The sequence below is a fragment of the Knoellia sp. 3-2P3 genome, from assembly GCF_029223115.1.
Taxonomy (GTDB): domain Bacteria; phylum Actinomycetota; class Actinomycetes; order Actinomycetales; family Dermatophilaceae; genus Pedococcus_A.
On sequence record NZ_JARGZE010000008.1, the window covers coordinates 91,367 to 108,062 of the forward strand.

Sequence of the window (16,696 nt, forward strand, 5' to 3'; positions counted from 1 at the left end):
CGGGCCGGCCGGCCGCAGCCCCCCTGGCCGCGCGGGCACAACTGTAAAGGCGTGGACAGGCGCACAAGGCAGATTTCGCCCAAAGCACGCAGCAGTGTTGTGCGAAACTCCAGGAGATGCAGACACGCCGGGGTGACTTCGAGTTGACGGTGGACGAGCTGCGGGCGATTGCCGGGTATGCCGCGGCGTGCGCCGAACCTGCGCTGGTCCTCTTCCAGAAGGATCGTCCCGAGGACCCTCGCCCGGCGGCGGCTCTCCACGCCGCGCGCGTCTTCGCCGAGGGGGCGCCCCGTTCGCGCCTCCAACGGACTGCCGCGGCCGACGCCCACCGTGCAGCCGGGGACGCCGCGACCGAAGCCGCCCGGCACGCAGCGGTAGCCGCAGGAGATGCTGCCGCGGCGGCATACCTCCACCCGCTGGCGAAGGCGACGCAGGTGCGCCACATCCTGGGGTCGGCCGCCCATGCCGCCCGGGCGGCCGAGCTCGCAAGCGGCGCTGACCCGGTGGTCGCGGAGTACGTGGTCACCGCCGCTGCCAGGCGAGCCGTGCCGGTCGTCCTCGACGTGCTGGGCCGCTACCCGCGGGCGCCGAAGGGGCGCACCCGGGTCGCGGTCCTCATGGAACGGCTCGACAGCCTGCTTCGCGACCCACCCCCGACGCCGCGCGTGGTCGACGACCCCGGGCCGTTCTTCCACGGGACCAGGGCCGACCTGCGTCCGGGTGACCTGCTCACACCGGGCTGGCGCTCGAACTACGGTTCGGGACGTCAGGCCAAGCACATCTACCTGACGGCCAGGCGCGAGGGCGCGCCACTGGCTGCCGAGCTCGCTCGCGGCGAGGGACCCGGACGGGTCTTCCGGGTCGAGCCCCTCGGCACGATCGAGGACGACCCCAACGTCACCGACAAGCGCTTCCCCGGGAACCCGACCCGCTCCTACCGGACGACCGAGCCCCTGCGGGTCATCGAGGAGGTCACCGGTTGGGAGCCGCCTCCGCCGGAGGTGGTCCAGCACCTGCGCGAGCGCATGGCCGAGCTGGCTGAGCTCGGGATCGAGGCGATGGACGACTGACGGCGGTATCAGCCGGAGTCGTCGCGGACGCGCCGGTACCGCTCGTAGACCACGGGGGAGCCGAACGTCCTGGCCTCGACCAGGGTCAGCGGGATGTCCTCGGTGACCGACCCGCCCTCGCGGTCGGCGATGAAGCCGTCGACCGACACGCTCATCGAGTAGATCAGCATCGGGCTCTCCCCCCTTTCAGGGTGCTCTGTCACGGCCAGTGTCCGCCCTGCCGCGGTGGACGTCTTCCCGTCGTTCCGCCCTCGGTGAACCCCGGAATCCCACCGCGTCCTCCGGTCGTTTCACAGCCATGAGCACTGACCCGGCGGCTGAGTCGGCCGCGCTGGACGCCTACTCGGCGGTCGTCACCTCCGTCGCGGCGCAGCTGACGCCGAAGGTTGCTGCGCTGCGCACCCGGTCACTCCGCGGTGAGTCGACGGGGTCGGCCGTGGTCCTGACCGGCGATTCGCACCTGGTCACCAACGCCCACGTCGTCGGCGATGCCAGCGCGGGCACTGCGGAGTTCGCCGACGGCACGGTCGCCCGCTTCCACGTCGTGGGCCGTGACCCGCTGTCCGACATCGCCGTCATCCGCGCCGACCGTGAGGTGCCGGCCCCGCCGGAGTACGGCGACGCGGGTGCGCTCCTCGTCGGCTCGCTCGTGGTGGCCGTCGGCAACCCGATGGGCCTCTCCGGCACGGTGACGGCGGGCGTGGTGAGCGCCCTGGGCCGCAGCATGCCGGTGCGAACCCGAACGACGGCGCGCCTGATCGAGGACGTCATCCAGACCGACGCTGCCCTCAACCCCGGCAGCTCCGGCGGCGCGCTGGCCGACAGCCGCGGGCGCGTCGTCGGGATCAACACGGCCGTCGCCGGAGTGGGCCTCGGCATGGCGGTGCCCATCAATGCCACGACCCACCGGATCATCTATGCGCTGATGCACGACGGGCGGGTGCGGCGCGCGTACCTCGGTCTGGTGAGCACCCCGGCACGGCTGACGCCGGCCCAGGCTGAGCGGTACGGGCAGCGCGGCGCGTTGCGCGTGGTCGAGGTCGTGGAGAGGAGCCCGGCCGCCCAGAGCGGCCTGCTCGCAGGCGATCTGGTCCTCGCGATGGACGGCGCCCCGCTCGGCGATGCCCAGTCGCTGCAGAAGCGCCTGTTCGCCGACGCGATCGGCCAGCGGATGGAAGTCACCGTGATCCGCAACGGCGCGCTGGTGGATGCGGTGGTGCTGCCGAGCGAGCTTCCCGACTGAGGGGACCTCAGTCGAGAGTGCCGAGGACGGCCTCGCGCAGGGTGTCGAGGCCGACCCCGCCGACGTCGAGCGAGCGGCGGTGGAAGGCCTTGATGTCGAAGTCGTCACCCTCGCGGCGCTGCACCTCGTCGCGCAGCTCCATCCAGAGCCGTTCGCCGATCTTGTAGGCCGGCGCCTGGCCGGGCCAGCCGAGGTAGCGGTCGAGCTCGAAGCGCAGGAACGCCTCGTCCATGTTGGCGTGGGCGGTGAGGAACTGCCACGCCTTGTCATAGGTCCACTCGCCGCCGCCGACCTCCTCCGGCGCCTCGAAGCCGCAGTGGAAGCCGATGTCGAGCACCACGCGGGCCGCCCGCAGCGACTGGCCGTCGAGCAGGCCCATCCGGTTGCCCGGGTCGTCCATGTAGCCGAGGTCGGCCATGAGCCGCTCGGCGTAGAGCGCCCAGCCCTCGCCGTGGCCCGACGTCCAGGCGAACATGCGGCGCCAGCGGTTGAGCAGCTCGGAGCGGAACACCGTCTGGGCGACCTGGAGGTGGTGGCCCGGCACGCCCTCGTGGTAGACGGTCGTCAGCTCGCGCCAGGTGCCGAACTCGGTGACGCCCTTCGGCACCGACCACCACATGCGGCCCGGACGCGAGAAGTCCTCGCTGGGCCCGGTGTAGTAGATGCCGCCGGTCTGGGTCGGGGCGATGTGGCACTCGATGGTGCGCACCGGGTCTGGGATGTCGAAGTGGGTGCCGGCGAGGTTGGCGATGGCCTCGTCGGCCTTGGTCTGCATCCACGCCTTGAGCTCGTCGGTGCCGTGCAGCTGGTAGGCCGCGTCCGCGTCGAGCGCGGCGATGGCCTCCTTGACGGTGGCCCCGGGCTTGATCCGCTCGGCGACCTCCTCCATCTCGGCGGTGATGCGGGCGAGCTCCTCCTGGCCCCACCGGTAGGTCTCCTCGAGGTCGACCACAGCGCCGAGGAAGGCGCGCGAGAGCAGCTGGTAGCGCTCGCGACCACAGGCGTCGGACTCCGGGGCCTGGTCGAGCAGCTCGTCGCGGAGCCGGTCGCCGAGCGCGCGGTAGGCGTCGGACGCGGCCGTCACCGAGGCCTCGAGGTCGGCGCGCACCGAGTCGGTGAGGTCGGCGTCGCCGGCCTTGGCGCCGGCGAGGAGCTTGGCGAAGTAGCCGTCGTCGGCGGTCAGGTCCGCGCACTGCTTGACGCAGGCCTCGACCTGGCGCTTCGGTGCGATGTTGCCCTTGGCCGCGGCCGAGGTCAGGCTCACCACCCACTGGTCGAGAGCGGTCGGCACCTTGGCCAGGCGGCGGGCGATGACGCCCCAGTCCTCGTCGGTGGCGGTCGGCATCAGGTCGAAGGTGCCGCGGATCTCCTGCAGCGGCGAGGCGATGACGTTGAGCGCCATCTCGTCCAGGCCCGCTTGGTGGGTCTCCTCGGCGAGGCCGAGGCGCTCGCGCATGGCCGCGACGGTCACCTTGTCGATGTCGTCCACCGGGGTCACGTCGTCGAGCTCGGCCAGGGTCCGGCGGCGCAGCTCGGCGTGGGCCTCGTGGCCCTCGGGTGAGAAGTCGTCGAGGTCCTCGTCGTGGCCGGCGATGCCGAGGTAGGTGGCCGTGATGGGGCTCAGCGCCACGAACTCCTCGAGGAAGCGGTCGGCGATGCGGTCGACGTCGGACTCGGGCCGTGCGGTCTGGGGTGCGTCTGTGGTCACGCGGGCGAACGTACCCCACGCTCCCCGCACGTCCCACCGAATACCCGGGCCCCCACGGCATACGCTGCCGCCCATGGCGCGCATCCACTCGCTCAACGTCGGCCGCTCGGAGCCCAACCCGGTCAAGCAGTCGATCCCCACCGGCATCGGCAAACGGCCGGTCGACGCCGTGGAGGTGCGGGCGCCCGGTCCCAAGAAGGGCGGCCTCGGCAGCGGCGTCGTCGGCGACTTCATCGGCGACCCGCGCCACCACGGCGGCGACCACCAGGCGGTCTACGCGTACGCCCGGGAGGAGCTCGACGCCTGGCAGGAGCGCCTGGGCCGCGACCTGCCGGACGGGATGTTCGGCGAGAACCTCACCACGGTCGGTCTCGAGGTCGACGCGGCACTGGTGGGGGAGCGCTGGCGCGTCGGCGACCAGGTCGTGCTCGAGGTCGCCGGGCCCCGCATCCCGTGCAGCACCTTCGCTGCGCGCATGGGCGAGAAGGGCTGGGTCAAGCGGTTCACCGAGGTCGGCAACACCGGCGCCTACCTGTCCGTCGTGCAGCCCGGCACGGTGCGCTGCGGCGACGCGGTGGAGGTGCTCTCGCGGCCCGACCACGACATCGACGTGAGGGTGGCCTTCCGCGCCTTCACCGGTGACCTCGACGCCGCCGAGCGCGTGCTGGCGGCGAGGGTGCTGAACCCGGTGGACCACGCCGACCTGCAGGCCACCTATGACCGGCGCACCCGCGACAGGCAGGCAGGGTGACCGGAGGCGGCCCGCTCCAGGGCGTTCGGGTCGTCTCGACCGCGGTGAACGTGCCCGGGCCGGCAGCCGCCGCCCGGCTCGCCGGGCTCGGGGCGGAGGTCGTGAAGGTCGAGCCACCCGGCGGCGACCCGCTCGAGGCGGCCTCGCCGCGCTGGTACGCCGAGCTCTCGGCGGGGCAGCAGGTGGTGCGGCTCGACCTCAAGGACCCTGCGCACCGCGCCCGGCTCGAGGACCTGCTATCGGGCGCTGACCTGCTGCTCACCTCGAGCCGCGCCTCGGCACTCGAGCGGCTCGACCTCGGCTGGGAGTCCCTGCACGCCAGGCATCCCCGGCTCTGCCAGGTGGCGGTCGTGGGGCACCCGTCGCCCGACGACGACTGGCCCGGTCACGACCTGACCTACCAGGCGGCCCTGGGGCTGCTGGGCACCGTGGGTCCCGAGGAGGAGCCGCGGATGCCGGTGCTGCTCGCCGCCGACCTGACCGGCGCCGAGCGCGCCGCCACCGAGGCGGCCGCGGCGCTGCTCGCGCGAACCACGAGTGGGGAGGGCGTCCGTCGCGAGGTGGCCCTCTCCGACGCCGCGGAGGCGATGGCCGCACCACTGCGTCACGGCCTCACGGCTCCCGGTGCGGTGCTGGGTGGGGGTCACCCGGCCTACCGGCTGTATGCCGCCCGGCAGGGTCACGTGGCCGTCGCCTGCATCGAACCGCACTTCCTCGCGCGGCTCACCGACCTGCTCGGCGTGCCGCCCACCGGCGAGGAGCTCGCCCCGGTCTTCGCGACACGCACCGCTGCGGAGTGGGAGGCCTGGGGCCGCGAGCACGACCTCCCGCTGGCCGAGGTGCGGGGCACCGCGCCGTCCCTACGACACTGATCGCAGATCCGGATCAGTGTCGTAGCCAGCGGTCAGGCCGTCGGCAGGGGGGCGGTTCAGCGGGGGAACGCGGAGGCGCGCCAGGCGCCCGGCCCCGGGTGCAGCGGGCCCCGAGGACCGTGTGGACGCGAGGTCCACCGCGAGGGCGGCCTCGGCGGTTCGGGCTCGTCGCCACCGGAGGCAGCGGAGAGCACGGCGACGAGGGCGGCGAGCTCCTCGGGCGTGGCGTCACCGCGCACGACCCGCAGGGCCGGACGCCGCTCCTCGGCCGACGCCTCCGCCGTCGGGTCCTGGTCCTCGTCACCGCTCACAGCGGGATGTTCCCATGCTTCTTCGGCGGCAGCGTCTCGCGCTTGTTGCGCAGCGCCCGCAGCGCCCTGGTGACGTTCATCCGCGTGTTGGAGGGCGTGATGACGGTGTCGATGTAGCCGCGCTCGGCAGCGACGTACGGGTTGGCGAGGGTGTCCTCGTACTCGGTGATGAAGCGCTGGCGGGCCTCGTCGACGTTCTCGCCCCGTTCGGCGGCCTCGGCCAGCTGCTTGCGGTAGAGGATGTTGACCGCGCCCTGGGCGCCCATGACGGCGATCTGGGCGGTCGGCCAGGCGAGGTTGATGTCGGCGCCGAGGTGCTTGGACCCCATGACGTCGTAGGCGCCGCCGTAGGCCTTGCGCGTGATGACCGTGACCAGCGGGACGGTGGCCTCGGCGTAGGCGTAGATGAGCTTGGCCCCGCGGCGGATGATGCCGTCCCACTCCTGGTCGGTGCCGGGCAGGAAGCCGGGCACGTCGACGAAGGTCAGCACGGGGACGTTGAACGCGTCGCAGGTGCGAACGAAGCGGGCCGCCTTCTCGGAGGCGTCGATGTCGAGCGTGCCGGCGAACTGCATCGGCTGGTTGGCGACGACACCCACCGAGCGGCCTTCGACGCGGCCGAGACCGCAGATGATGTTGGGCGCGAACATCGGCTGCACCTCGAGGAACTCACCGTCGTCGAGCACGTGCTCGATGACGGTGTGCATGTCGTAGGGCTGGTTCGGCGAGTCGGGGATGAGCGTGTCGAGCTCGCGGTCCTCGTCGGTGACGGCCAGGTCGTTCTCGACCTCGTAGGCCGGCGGCTCCTCGAGGTTGTTCGACGGCAGGTAGGACAGCAGCGCCTTCACGTACTCGATCGCGTCCTCCTCGTCGCTGCCCATGTAGTGCGCCACACCGGACTTGGTGTTGTGCGCCCGGGCGCCGCCGAGGTCCTCGAAGGAGACGACCTCACCGGTGACGGTCTTGATGACGTCGGGGCCGGTGATGAACATGTGCGAGGTCTGGTCGACCATCACGGTGAAGTCGGTGACGGCGGGGGAGTAGACCGCGCCGCCGGCACAGGGGCCCATGATGAGCGAGATCTGGGGGATGACACCCGAGGCGTGCACGTTGCGCCGGAAGATCTCGCCGTAGAGGCCGAGCGAGACGACGCCCTCCTGGATGCGGGCGCCACCGGAGTCGTTCAGGCCGATGACCGGGCACCCGATCTTCATGGCGAAGTCCATGACCTTGACGATCTTCTCGCCGAACACCTCGCCGAGGGACCCGCCGAAGACCGTGAAGTCCTGGGCGAACACGGCCACGGTGCGGCCCTCGACGGTGCCGTAGCCCGTGACCACGCCGTCGCCGTAGGGCCGGTGCTTGTCCTGGCCGAAGGCGTTCGACCGGTGCCGCGCGTACTTGTCCATCTCGATGAAGGAGCCCTCGTCGAGCAGCAGCTCGATCCGCTCGCGCGCGGTCTTCTTGCCGCGGGCGTGCTGCTTCTCGACGGCTCGCTCGGACCCGGCGTGGGCGACCTCGGCCACCCGGCGCTTGAGGTCGGCCAGTTTGCCGGCCGTGGTGTGGACGTCGATGTCGGAAGGAACCTCGGTGCCCCCGGTGACGAGGGATTCGGTGCTCTGGGCCATGGCGGGAGCCTAGCCTTGCCCCTATGCGCGAACCGCTCGACAGTGAGGCATTGCACGAGGCGTTGGTCACGCCGGGGGCGCCCTGGCGCGGCCTCGACGTCCACGCCGAGCTGGGCTCGACCAACGCAGCCGCTGCAGAGCTCGCCCAGCCGTGGCGCGTGGTGGTGGCCGACCACCAGAGCGCGGGCCGGGGCCGGCTCGGCCGCTCGTGGGAGGCTCCGGCGGGCACCTCGATCGCCGTCTCGGTGCTGCTCCCCGCACCGCAGCACGGCATCGGCTGGGTGCCCCTCGTCACCGGGCTGGCCGTCGCCCGTGCCGTCCACGACGTCGCCGGCGTGCACGCCGGGGTGAAGTGGCCCAACGACGTGCTCGTCGAGGAGGACGGCTGGCGCAAGGTGTGCGGGGTGCTGTGCGAGGTGCACCCGGCGGGGGTGGTCGTCGGCTTCGGCGTCAACGTCAGCCAGTCCCGCGACGAGCTGCCGGTCGAGAACGCGACCTCGCTCGCGCTGTGCGGCGCGTCGGACGTGCGCCGGGAGGACCTGGTGGTCGCGTGCCTGCGCCACCTCGCAGTGCTCCACGGCGACCTCATGGTCGGCGGGCCGGCACTGGAGGCCGCGCGTGCGGCCTACCGCTCCGCCTGCCGCACCATCGGCATGGTGGTCGACCTCAACACCGGCACCACCTCGCGGGTGCCGGCCACCGGGGTGGACGACGAGGGCCGGCTGGTGGTCCACGGGGAGAGCGGCGAGTATGCCGTGGCGGCCGGTGACGTGGTGCACGTCCGGGAGGCGCGCGGCCGGGGCGCCTGAGGCGGATCGGGTGGGGGCGCGCCGGGCCCCCACCGGGCACGGCAGGCGCTGACACGGCATGATCGGCACCGCAGGTCAGCTTTGGCGAGCTCGGCACGAGGAGGTGTTCGGCGGTGCGCAGGACCGGTCGCCACCGGCTGGTGCGCCCGGGCGAGGAGCCCACGGCCCTGACGGACCCCGACGACATCGAGGCCCGCCTGCTCGGCCGCCCCGCGACGATGGGTCGCCGCGACGTCAGCCGCGGCGCGCAGGTCTCGCTCCTGAGCGCCCGCAAGTTCTGGCACGCCTTGGGCTTCCCGATCGTGCAGGACGAGGACGCCGCGTTCACCGAGGCCGACCTCATGGCCCTGAAGTCCGTGGCCCGGCTCGTGCGCGAGCAGCAGCTGGACGAGCAGACCGCACTGGCGATGACCCGCGCGTTCGCCCGCACCACCGACCGGCTCGCGGTGTGGCAGACCCAGCTCATGGCCGAGGCGCTCGCCGCCCCGGAGCTCGAGGCGGCGCTCGACGAGGCCGACGCCCGGGCGGTGCCGGACAGCGACGCAGCCCAGTCTGCAGCGGTCAAGCTGGCCGAGATGGCCGACGACCTCGAGCCGCTGCTGGTCTACGCCTGGCGCCGCCACCTCGCCGCGGCGATCGCCCGCATGCTCGCCGACGCCGATCCCGACCAGGCCGGTGAGGGCGTCACGCGCGCCGTGGGGTTCGCCGACCTCGTGAACTTCACCGCCCTCGTGCGCCGGATGACCGAACGCCAGCTCGCGGTGATGGTGCAGCGGTTCGAGGCGCTCGCCACCGACATCGTGACCGCCCACGGCGGACGGGTCATCAAGACCGTGGGCGACGAGATCCTCTTCGTCACGGTCCGGCCCGCCTCGGCTGCCGCCATCGCGCTCGACCTGGTGGACACCATGACCGAGGACGAGCTGCTCCCCGACGTCCGCGTGGGCATGTCCTACGGCAGCGTGATCTCGCGCCTGGGCGACGTCTTCGGCACCACCGTCAACCGGGCCAGCCGCCTGACGGCGGTCGCGCCGCCGCGCACCGTCCTCGTCGACGACGCCCTCGCCGCGTCGCTGGCCAGCCTGTCCGGGTTCGAGATGACGGCGCTGCGCCCCCGCACCCTGCGGGGCATCGGCCAGGTCGTGCCCAGCGAGCTCCGGCGTGCCCGAGGGGAACGCCGCACCACCCAGAGAGAGGTCCACCCGTGAGTGATCCGAGCAGGACGAGCGGTGCAGGCGTGAGCGGGGCCCGCCCCCTGGTGCGCCTCGAGAGGCATGGCGAGGGCGGCCACGTCGCCGAGCTCGTGCTCGACCGGCCGGAGGCGATGAACGCCGTCTCCACCGACATGGCCCGCGCCCTGGCCGCCGCGACCGGCGAGCTCGCCGAGGACGAGACGGTGCGGGCGGTGGTCGTCAGCAGCACGCACGAGCGCGCCTTCTGCGTGGGGGCCGACCTGAAGGAGCGCAACTCCTTCACCGACGACGAGCTGCGGGCGCAGCGCCCGCTGGCGCGGGCGGCATACCGGGGCGTGCTGGACCTGCCGGTGCCGGTCGTCGCCGCGGTGGACGGCTTCGCGCTCGGCGGCGGCTTCGAGATCGCGCTCTCCTGCGACCTGGTCGTCGCGGGGGAGGGGGCCACGGTCGGGCTGCCCGAGGTGAGCGTCGGGGTGATCCCCGGCGGGGGCGGCACCCAGCTGCTCACCCGCCGGGTCGGCTGGTCGAAGGCGGCCTCGATGGTCTTCACGGCCCGCCGGCTCACCGCCGCCGAGGCCCGTGACCTCGGAGTGGTCGACGAGGTCGTGCCCGCCGGCTCCGCGCGCGAGCGCGCCCTCGAGCTGGCGGGCACCATCGCCTCCCACTCGCCGGTGGGCGTCCGCAACGCCAAGAAGGCCATGCGGCTCGGTTTCGACACCGATCTGGCCGCCGGGCTCGACATCGAGGACGAGTGCTGGGCAGCCACCGCGTTCTCCGGTGACCGGGCCGAGGGAGTGGCCGCCTTCGCGGAGAAACGCCGACCGATGTGGCCAGGTCGCTGAACTTGCCTGCGGTTCCCTACGATCAGCCCATGACCCGAGTGCTCCTGGCCGAGGACGACCCCGCCATCTCCGAGCCACTGGCCCGCGCGCTGCGGCGCGAGGGCTACGACGTCGACGTGCGAGCCGACGGCCGCGCGGCGCTCGACGCGGCCACCGAGAACCCCGACCTCGTCGTGCTCGACCTCGGGCTGCCCTACGTCGACGGCCTCGAGGTGTGCCGCCGGATCCGCGCCGAGGGCCGCTCGGTGCCCGTGCTCATCCTCACCGCCCGCGCCGACGAGGTCGACACCGTGGTGGGCCTCGACGCCGGCGCCGACGACTACGTCACGAAGCCCTTCCGGCTCGCCGAGCTGCTGGCCCGGGTGCGGGCGCTGCTGCGGCGCAACCCGGCCGACGCCGCCCCGACCAACGAGCTCGTGCGCATCGACCCCGAGGGCCGGCGCGCCTGGTTCAAGGACGAGGAGCTGCAGCTGACCGCCAAGGAGTTCGACCTCCTGCGGGTGCTCGTGCGCGAGCAGGGCAAGGTGGTCTCCCGCGAACAGCTCATGCGCGAGATCTGGGAGACGGCGTGGTTCGGCTCCACGAAGACCCTCGACATGCACATCTCGGTGCTGAGGCGAAAGCTCGGCGACGACGCCGCCCAGCCGCGGTACATCGCCACGGTGCGTGGCGTGGGGTTCCGCTTCGAGCGCGGCGACGGGGCCTGACCACACCTCATGCGCCAGCAGCTGATCCGCTCCACGGTGCTGGCCGTCGCGCTGGCCATCCTCATCATCGGCGCGCCGGTCTTCGTGGCGACCTGGTGGCTGGCGCGTGACCCCTCCTCGCTGAGCGACTGGGCCGACCGGGGCACGCCGACCAGCACCTCGGTGCTCCTCATGGGCGTCGTGCTGGCCCTGTCGGTGCTGGCCCTCGCGGCCGGGGTGCTCGTGGCCACGCGCCAGGCACGCCGGCTCTCGCGCCCCATGACCCTGCTCGCCGAGCGGGCCGAGCGGCTCGGGGCGGGGGAGTCGCGCATCCAGCCGCTGCACTCCGGCATCGCCGAGCTCGACCAGGTCTCCGAGGTGCTCTCGCGCAGCGCGCAGCGGCTCACCCGGTCGCTGGCGGCCGAGCGCGACTTCGCCGCCGACGCCTCCCACCAGCTGCGCACGCCGCTGACCGCCCTGCTCATGCGCCTCGAGGAGATCGCCGCCACCGACGACCTCGACGTCGTGCAGGAGGAGGCCAACATCGCGATCGCCCAGGTGGAGCGGCTGACCCGCGTGGTCGACGACCTCATGGCCCGCACCCGCCGCGGCGGCGACGAGCGCAGGGCGACCGTGTCGCTGGACTCGGTCATCGCCGCACTGCAGCGGGAGTGGCAGCCCGCCTTCGAGCAGGCCCGCCGCAGCGTGCGGGTGCACGGGGAGCGCGGCCTGGTCGTCCACGCCACGCCCGTCGCCCTCTCGCAGGTGCTCTCGACCCTGCTCGAGAACTCGCTCGCCCACGGCCGCGGCACCGTCGACGTGCACGCCCGCCGCAGCGGCCCCTCCGTGGTCGTCGAGGTCAGCGACCAGGGCGACGGGGTGCCCGCGACGATCGCCCCGCACATCTTCGAGCGCTCGGTCTCCTCCGGCGGCACCGGGCTCGGCCTCGCCCTCGCGCGCGACCTCGCCGAGTCCAACGGTGGCCGGCTCGAGCTGATCCAGGCCCAGCCGGCGATCTTCGCGCTGTTCCTCTCCGAGTCCGACGAGGGTGCGCTCATCGGCGCGACCGCCTGAGTTGCTCGACCGCCTGAGCGGCTCGACCGCCTCGGCGGTCAGCGCTCGGCGGGGTGCCCCGCCAGGGGCGAGGTGTCCTCCAGGATCTCCTCCTTGGAGAAGACGAAGGTGCGGTAGGCCCAGAAGCGGAACAGTGTGCCGAGCACCAGGCCCACGCCGTTGGCGCTGACGTTGTCGGCCAGCGGTGAGCGCAGGTCGAGCACGTAGTGCGAGAACCCGAGGCAGATCAGCGCGATGACCATTCCCGCCACGTTGAACACCACGAAGAGGGCCAGCTCGTGGGCGGCCGCCGCGCGGCGCCGGTGCCGGAAGGTCCAGTAGCGGTTGCCCAGCCAGGCCACCAGCGTGGCCGCCGAGACGGAGATGACCTTGGCGGTCAGCGGCCGGTCGTAGAGCGGGCCCTCGCCGCCGACGAAGCGCAGCAGGTTGAACAGGCCGATGTCGACGACGAACGCCACCGCGCCCACCAGGCCGAACTTGATGACCTCGCGGACGAGGATGTGGATCGTTCCGCGCAGGTGGTCGACCAGCCGGGCAATGGGTGCACGCACCCAGCGAGCCTAGCCGCCCACGCCGTGCGAACGAGCGCAGGCGCCGCGCCCGTCGGTCGTGGCCCCCGATATCCTCGCGCTCGTGACCTCCCCCCAGCGTGCACCCGGCGGGTTCCCCGTGGTCGGCATCATCGGCGGCGGCCAGCTCGCGCGGATGTGCGCGGCGCCGGCGGCCGAGCTCGCCATCACGCTCAGCGTGCTGGCCGAAGCCCCTGACGCCGCCGCCGCGCAGGTCGTGCCCTCCTCGCCGGTGGGCGACCACCGGGAGGTCGAGGCTGTGCGGGCCTTTGCGCGGGAGTGCGACGTGGTGACCTTCGACCACGAGCACGTCCCGCCGGAGGTGCTCGCCGCCCTCGAGGCGGACGGCGTCGTGATGCACCCCAGCCCTGCTGCGCTGCTCTTCGCGCAGGACAAGCTGGCCATGCGCCACCGCCTCACCGAGATCGACGTCGCCTGCCCGGCGTGGGCCCAGGCGCGCACGGCCGCCGAGGTCGAGGAGTTCGCCGCCCAGGTGGGCTGGCCGCTGGTGGCCAAGACGCCGCGCGGCGGCTACGACGGCAAGGGTGTGCGGGTGGTCTCCTCGGTCGACGACCTCGGCGACTGGCTGGCAGACGCCGTGCGCGACGCCGAGGCCGGCAGCGGGCCGCTCGCCGACGGGCTGCTGCTCGAGGAGAAGGTCGACTTCGTCCGCGAGCTCGCCGTGCTGGTGGCGCGCAGCCCCTCCGACCAGGCGGCCGCGTGGCCGGTGGTCGAGACCGTGCAGACCGACGGCATCTGCACCCAGGTGCTGGCCCCGGCCCCCGACCTCGACCCGCACCTGGCCGCGGTGGCCACCGAGGCGGGTCTGCGCATCGCCGAGAACCTCGGCGTCACCGGTGTCTTCGCCGTCGAGATGTTCGAGGTGAGGGACCCCGAGACGGGCTCCCCGGCATACGTCGTCAACGAGCTGGCGATGCGCCCCCACAACAGTGGGCACTGGAGCATGGACGGGGCGGTGACCGGGCAGTTCGAGCAGCACCTGCGCGCGGTGCTCGACCTGCCGCTCGGGACGCCTGCGCCGCGGGAGCCGTTCACGGTGATGGCCAACGTGCTGGGCGGGGAGTACCCCCAGCTGTACCCGGCGTACCGGCACATCATGGCTCGCGACCCGGGGCTCAAGGTCCACCTCTACGGCAAGGGCGTGCGACCCGGCCGCAAGATCGGCCACGTCAACGTGAGCGGCGCCGACCTCGACGACCTGCGCGAGCGGGCCGGCCACGCCGCCGACTACCTCTCGGGAGTGATCACGGAATGAGTGTGCAGCCTGCCGCCACGCGACAGCCCCTCGTCGGCCTCGTGATGGGCAGCGACAGCGACTGGCCCGTGATGGAGCACGCGGCCACCGCCCTCGCGGAGTTCGACATCCCGTTCGAGGCGGACGTGGTCTCGGCGCACCGCATGCCCGAGGAGATGATCGCCTACGGGCAGAACGCGGCCGACCGCGGGCTTCGGGTGCTCATCGCCGGGGCCGGGGGAGCGGCCCACCTGCCGGGCATGCTGGCCTCGGTCACGCCCCTGCCGGTTATCGGCGTCCCCGTGCCGCTGGCGCACCTCGACGGCATGGACAGCCTGCTTTCGATCGTCCAGATGCCGGCGGGGGTGCCCGTGGCGACGGTCTCGATCGGCGGGGCCCGCAACGCCGGGCTGCTCGCCGCCCGCATCCTCGCCGCGGGCGACGGTGCGCAGGCCGAGCGCCTGAGGGAGGCGATGACCGCCTTCCAGGCGGCCCTGCGCGACCAGGCGCACGCGAAGGGTGCGGCGCTGCGGGAGCGCCGCTCGCGCTGAGCGCGACTAGCGCATCATGCCCTCGTGGCGGACCCGCGGGTGCTCCGTCTTGGGGCAGGTGTCCATCACGACGCCCAACCCTGCCTGCCGGGCCCGCTCGGCGGCGTCCTCGTCGATGACCCCCTGCTGCATCCAGATGGCGTCGATGAGGAGCCGGTCCTTGTGCTCGATCGCGTCGTCGACGACGGCGCCGACGTGCTCGGAGTTGACGAAGCAGTCGACCACCTTGATGTCCGTGCCGTCTGGGATTTCGGCCAGCGACGCGTAGCCCTGCTCGCCGTGGACGGTCTCCGCCCTGGGGTGCACGGGGATGATGCCCTTGCCGAGCTCGTGCTTCAGCCACCGTGCCACGTCGTATGCCGCCCGCCGCTGGTTCGTGGACAGGCCGACCACCACCCAGATGCCCGGATCCTCCATGAGCTGGCGGATCAGGTGCGGGTCGTTCTGGTGCTTCAGCGTCATCCCCTCATCCTCACACCGGCGCTGAGGGACGCAAGTCCGCTGCCGTCAGGCGTGCGGTCGGCCGAGGGCGCGGTAGGTCCAGCCCGCGGCGCGCCAGGCGTCGGCGTCGAGGGCGTTGCGGCCGTCGATGATGGCCGGGGTCGCGACCACGGTCTTCAGGGCGGCCGGGTCGAGGTCGCGGTACTCCTGCCACTCGGTGAGGTGGAGCACCACGTCGGCGCCCTTGCAGGCCTCCTCGACGGTGTGCGCGTAGTCGAGGTCGGGGCGGGTGCGCTGCGCGTTGGGGATGGCCTTGGGGTCGTGCACGGTGACCCGCCCACCTGCGGCGCGGGCGGCCTGGGCGATGTCCAGGGCCGGGGAGTCGCGCACGTCGTCGCTGTTGGGCTTGAACGCCGCCCCGAGCACCGCGACCCGCTTGCCGACCAGGGTGCCGCCGCACTCGGCGCGGGCGAGGTCGACCATCCGGGCCCGGCGGCGCAGGTTGATCTGGTCCACCTCCCGCAGGAACGTCAGCGCCTGGTCGGCCCCGAGCTCACCGGCCCGGGCCATGAACGCCCGGATGTCCTTGGGCAGGCAGCCCCCGCCGAACCCGACGCCGGCGCCGAGGAACTTGCGCCCGATCCGGTCGTCGTGCCCGATCGCCTCGGCCAGGGCCACCACGTCACCGCCGGCGGCCTCGCACACCTCCGACATGGCGTTGATGAACGAGATCTTGGTGGCCAGGAACGCGTTCGCGGCCACCTTGACCAGCTCGGCGGTGGCGTAGTCCATCACCAGCCGCGGCGTCCCGTTCGCCAGCGGCGCGGCATACACCTGGTCCAGCAGCGCCACGTCCGCCTCGGCGCTCTCGCGGTGCACCCCGTAGACGAACCGGTCCGGGGCCACCGTGTCCTCGATCGCGAAGCCCTCCCGCAGGAACTCGGGGTTCCACGCCAGCCGCGCCTCCACCCCCTCGCGGACCCGCGCGGCCAGCTTCTTGCGCAGCTTCTTCGCCGTGCCCACCGGCACCGTCGACTTGCCCACCACCAGCGCACCGTCCTTGACGTGCGGCGCCAACGCGTCCACCGCGGCATACACGAAGGTGGTGTCCGCCGCGTTCTCCCCGACCATCTGCGGGGTCCCCACGCACACGAAGTGAACGGATGCGTCGGCGACCTCGGCGATGTCGGTGGTGAACCGCAACCGCCCGGTCGGCAGCACCCGCCCGAGCAGCTCGTCCAGGCCCGGCTCGAACAACGGCGCCCGACCCGCGTTGAGCGCCTCCACCTTGGCCGGGTCGCTGTCGACCCCGACCACGGTGTGCCCCAGGTCGGCCATGCACGCCGCGTGCACCGCGCCCAGGTAGCCGGTGCCGATGACAGAGATCGCGAGGTTCACACGGCGACATTAACGTGCGCGACCCCCGTGCATCCTCCGCACCGGAATGGGGCCGGCGGCGGCGCAGGCTCTAGGATCGACGCCGGTAACCCCCCCGAGAGTGAAGGAACCCCTGTGAAGATCACGGTTGTGGGCCTGGGCAAGATCGGCCTGCCGTTGGCGGTGCAATTCGCCAGGTCCGGGCACGAGGTGTTCGGTGCTGACGTGAACGCGTCGGTGGTGGAGCTGGTCAATGCGGGGACCGAGCCGTTCCCGGGGGAGGCGCACCTGGGGGAGTACCTGCAGGAGGTCACCG

General features: G+C 72.8%; 19 protein-coding genes. 12 read left to right on the forward strand and 7 right to left on the reverse strand.

What is annotated here, in order from left to right; translation table 11 throughout:
- Positions 1-116 precede the first annotated feature (116 nt).
- Entirely contained in the window at positions 117-1,070 is a 954-nt protein-coding gene (gene arr / locus P0Y31_RS18600) for an NAD(+)--rifampin ADP-ribosyltransferase (protein WP_345803652.1), read from the forward strand.
- Between the two features lie 8 nt (positions 1,071-1,078).
- Here arr and P0Y31_RS18440 read toward each other — a convergent pair whose 3' ends face one another.
- Positions 1,079-1,240 (reverse strand): hypothetical protein, encoded by a 162-nt coding sequence (locus tag P0Y31_RS18440; protein WP_275872116.1) that lies wholly within the window; start codon positions 1,238-1,240, stop codon positions 1,079-1,081.
- A 128-nt stretch (positions 1,241-1,368) separates the two neighbouring features.
- Here P0Y31_RS18440 and P0Y31_RS18445 point away from each other — a divergent pair, with 128 nt between their 5' ends.
- Positions 1,369-2,313, forward strand: a complete 945-nt coding sequence (locus tag P0Y31_RS18445; protein ID WP_275872118.1) for a trypsin-like peptidase domain-containing protein — start codon at positions 1,369-1,371, stop codon at positions 2,311-2,313.
- A 7-nt stretch (positions 2,314-2,320) separates the two neighbouring features.
- Here P0Y31_RS18445 and P0Y31_RS18450 read toward each other — a convergent pair whose 3' ends face one another.
- Complete coding sequence (locus tag P0Y31_RS18450) at positions 2,321-4,021, reverse strand: DUF885 domain-containing protein (RefSeq protein ID WP_275872119.1); 1,701 nt, start codon at positions 4,019-4,021, stop codon at positions 2,321-2,323.
- 73 nt (positions 4,022-4,094) lie between these two features.
- Between P0Y31_RS18450 and P0Y31_RS18455 the strand changes: the two genes are divergently transcribed.
- Both P0Y31_RS18455 and P0Y31_RS18460 read left to right on the forward strand, forming a co-directional pair.
- A complete protein-coding gene (locus P0Y31_RS18455; RefSeq protein ID WP_275872121.1) occupies positions 4,095-4,772 on the forward strand; it encodes an MOSC domain-containing protein in 678 nt (225 codons plus the stop codon).
- The gene (locus P0Y31_RS18460) at positions 4,769-5,644 is read left to right on the forward strand and encodes a CoA transferase (protein ID WP_275872123.1); all 876 of its coding nucleotides are present in this window, start codon (positions 4,769-4,771) and stop codon (positions 5,642-5,644) included. Before P0Y31_RS18455 ends, P0Y31_RS18460 begins: the two co-directional genes overlap by 4 nt.
- A 56-nt stretch (positions 5,645-5,700) precedes the next feature.
- Here P0Y31_RS18460 and P0Y31_RS18465 read toward each other — a convergent pair whose 3' ends face one another.
- Positions 5,701-5,955, reverse strand: a complete 255-nt coding sequence (locus P0Y31_RS18465) for an acyl-CoA carboxylase epsilon subunit (RefSeq protein ID WP_275872125.1) — start codon at positions 5,953-5,955, stop codon at positions 5,701-5,703.
- Complete coding sequence (locus P0Y31_RS18470) at positions 5,952-7,583, reverse strand: acyl-CoA carboxylase subunit beta (RefSeq protein WP_275872127.1); 1,632 nt, start codon at positions 7,581-7,583, stop codon at positions 5,952-5,954. Before P0Y31_RS18470 ends, P0Y31_RS18465 begins: the two co-directional genes overlap by 4 nt.
- A 23-nt stretch (positions 7,584-7,606) precedes the next feature.
- Here P0Y31_RS18470 and P0Y31_RS18475 point away from each other — a divergent pair, with 23 nt between their 5' ends.
- From P0Y31_RS18475 to P0Y31_RS18495, 5 genes are all read left to right on the forward strand, one after another.
- Positions 7,607-8,392, forward strand: coding sequence for a biotin--[acetyl-CoA-carboxylase] ligase (locus P0Y31_RS18475; RefSeq protein ID WP_275872129.1), 786 nt, complete (start codon positions 7,607-7,609; stop codon positions 8,390-8,392).
- 113 nt (positions 8,393-8,505) lie between these two features.
- A complete protein-coding gene (locus P0Y31_RS18480; RefSeq protein ID WP_275872131.1) occupies positions 8,506-9,600 on the forward strand; it encodes an adenylate/guanylate cyclase domain-containing protein in 1,095 nt (364 codons plus the stop codon).
- A 29-nt stretch (positions 9,601-9,629) separates the two neighbouring features.
- Entirely contained in the window at positions 9,630-10,427 is a 798-nt protein-coding gene (locus P0Y31_RS18485) for an enoyl-CoA hydratase-related protein (protein ID WP_275872133.1), read from the forward strand.
- Between the two features lie 29 nt (positions 10,428-10,456).
- Positions 10,457-11,134, forward strand: a complete 678-nt coding sequence (locus P0Y31_RS18490) for a response regulator transcription factor (protein WP_275809960.1) — start codon at positions 10,457-10,459, stop codon at positions 11,132-11,134.
- A 9-nt stretch (positions 11,135-11,143) separates the two neighbouring features.
- Positions 11,144-12,187, forward strand: a complete 1,044-nt coding sequence (locus tag P0Y31_RS18495) for a HAMP domain-containing sensor histidine kinase (protein WP_275872135.1) — start codon at positions 11,144-11,146, stop codon at positions 12,185-12,187.
- A gap of 38 nt (positions 12,188-12,225) precedes the next feature.
- On the opposite strand, the gene P0Y31_RS18500 is transcribed toward P0Y31_RS18495, so the two are convergent.
- Positions 12,226-12,738: a GtrA family protein gene (locus P0Y31_RS18500; RefSeq protein ID WP_275872137.1), complete on the reverse strand. Its 513-nt coding sequence runs from the start codon at positions 12,736-12,738 to the stop codon at positions 12,226-12,228.
- Positions 12,739-12,820: 82 nt separating this feature from the next.
- Here P0Y31_RS18500 and P0Y31_RS18505 point away from each other — a divergent pair, with 82 nt between their 5' ends.
- Positions 12,821-14,032 carry a 5-(carboxyamino)imidazole ribonucleotide synthase gene (locus P0Y31_RS18505; protein WP_275872139.1) on the forward strand — a complete coding sequence of 404 codons (1,212 nt, stop codon included), beginning with the start codon at positions 12,821-12,823 and terminating at the stop codon, positions 14,030-14,032.
- A complete protein-coding gene (gene purE / locus P0Y31_RS18510) occupies positions 14,029-14,562 on the forward strand; it encodes a 5-(carboxyamino)imidazole ribonucleotide mutase (protein WP_275872140.1) in 534 nt (177 codons plus the stop codon). Before P0Y31_RS18505 ends, purE begins: the two co-directional genes overlap by 4 nt.
- Before the next feature lie 6 nt (positions 14,563-14,568).
- On the opposite strand, the gene P0Y31_RS18515 is transcribed toward purE, so the two are convergent.
- Positions 14,569-15,024, reverse strand: coding sequence for a CoA-binding protein (locus P0Y31_RS18515; RefSeq protein ID WP_275872142.1), 456 nt, complete (start codon positions 15,022-15,024; stop codon positions 14,569-14,571).
- 45 nt (positions 15,025-15,069) lie between these two features.
- Positions 15,070-16,401 carry a UDP-glucose/GDP-mannose dehydrogenase family protein gene (locus P0Y31_RS18520; protein WP_275872144.1) on the reverse strand — a complete coding sequence of 444 codons (1,332 nt, stop codon included), beginning with the start codon at positions 16,399-16,401 and terminating at the stop codon, positions 15,070-15,072.
- Positions 16,402-16,515: 114 nt separating this feature from the next.
- Here P0Y31_RS18520 and P0Y31_RS18525 point away from each other — a divergent pair.
- Positions 16,516-16,696: NAD(P)-binding domain-containing protein (locus tag P0Y31_RS18525; RefSeq protein WP_275870515.1), on the forward strand; the 181-nt coding region annotated here is incomplete at its 3' end.

Bases quoted from the DNA above. Each gene is read 5' to 3' on its own strand.
- arr (WP_345803652.1), top strand. From the start codon at position 117: ATGCAGACACGCCGGGGTGACTTCGAGTTGACGGTGGACGAGCTGCGG.
- P0Y31_RS18440 (WP_275872116.1), bottom strand. From the start codon at position 1,240: ATGCTGATCTACTCGATGAGCGTGTCGGTCGACGGCTTCATCGCCGAC.
- P0Y31_RS18445 (WP_275872118.1), top strand. From the start codon at position 1,369: ATGAGCACTGACCCGGCGGCTGAGTCGGCCGCGCTGGACGCCTACTCG.
- P0Y31_RS18455 (WP_275872121.1), top strand. From the start codon at position 4,095: ATGGCGCGCATCCACTCGCTCAACGTCGGCCGCTCGGAGCCCAACCCG.
- P0Y31_RS18470 (WP_275872127.1), bottom strand. From the start codon at position 7,583: ATGGCCCAGAGCACCGAATCCCTCGTCACCGGGGGCACCGAGGTTCCT.
- P0Y31_RS18475 (WP_275872129.1), top strand. From the start codon at position 7,607: ATGCGCGAACCGCTCGACAGTGAGGCATTGCACGAGGCGTTGGTCACG.
- P0Y31_RS18490 (WP_275809960.1), top strand. From the start codon at position 10,457: ATGACCCGAGTGCTCCTGGCCGAGGACGACCCCGCCATCTCCGAGCCA.
- P0Y31_RS18495 (WP_275872135.1), top strand. From the start codon at position 11,144: ATGCGCCAGCAGCTGATCCGCTCCACGGTGCTGGCCGTCGCGCTGGCC.
- purE (WP_275872140.1), top strand. From the start codon at position 14,029: ATGAGTGTGCAGCCTGCCGCCACGCGACAGCCCCTCGTCGGCCTCGTG.
- P0Y31_RS18515 (WP_275872142.1), bottom strand. From the start codon at position 15,024: ATGACGCTGAAGCACCAGAACGACCCGCACCTGATCCGCCAGCTCATG.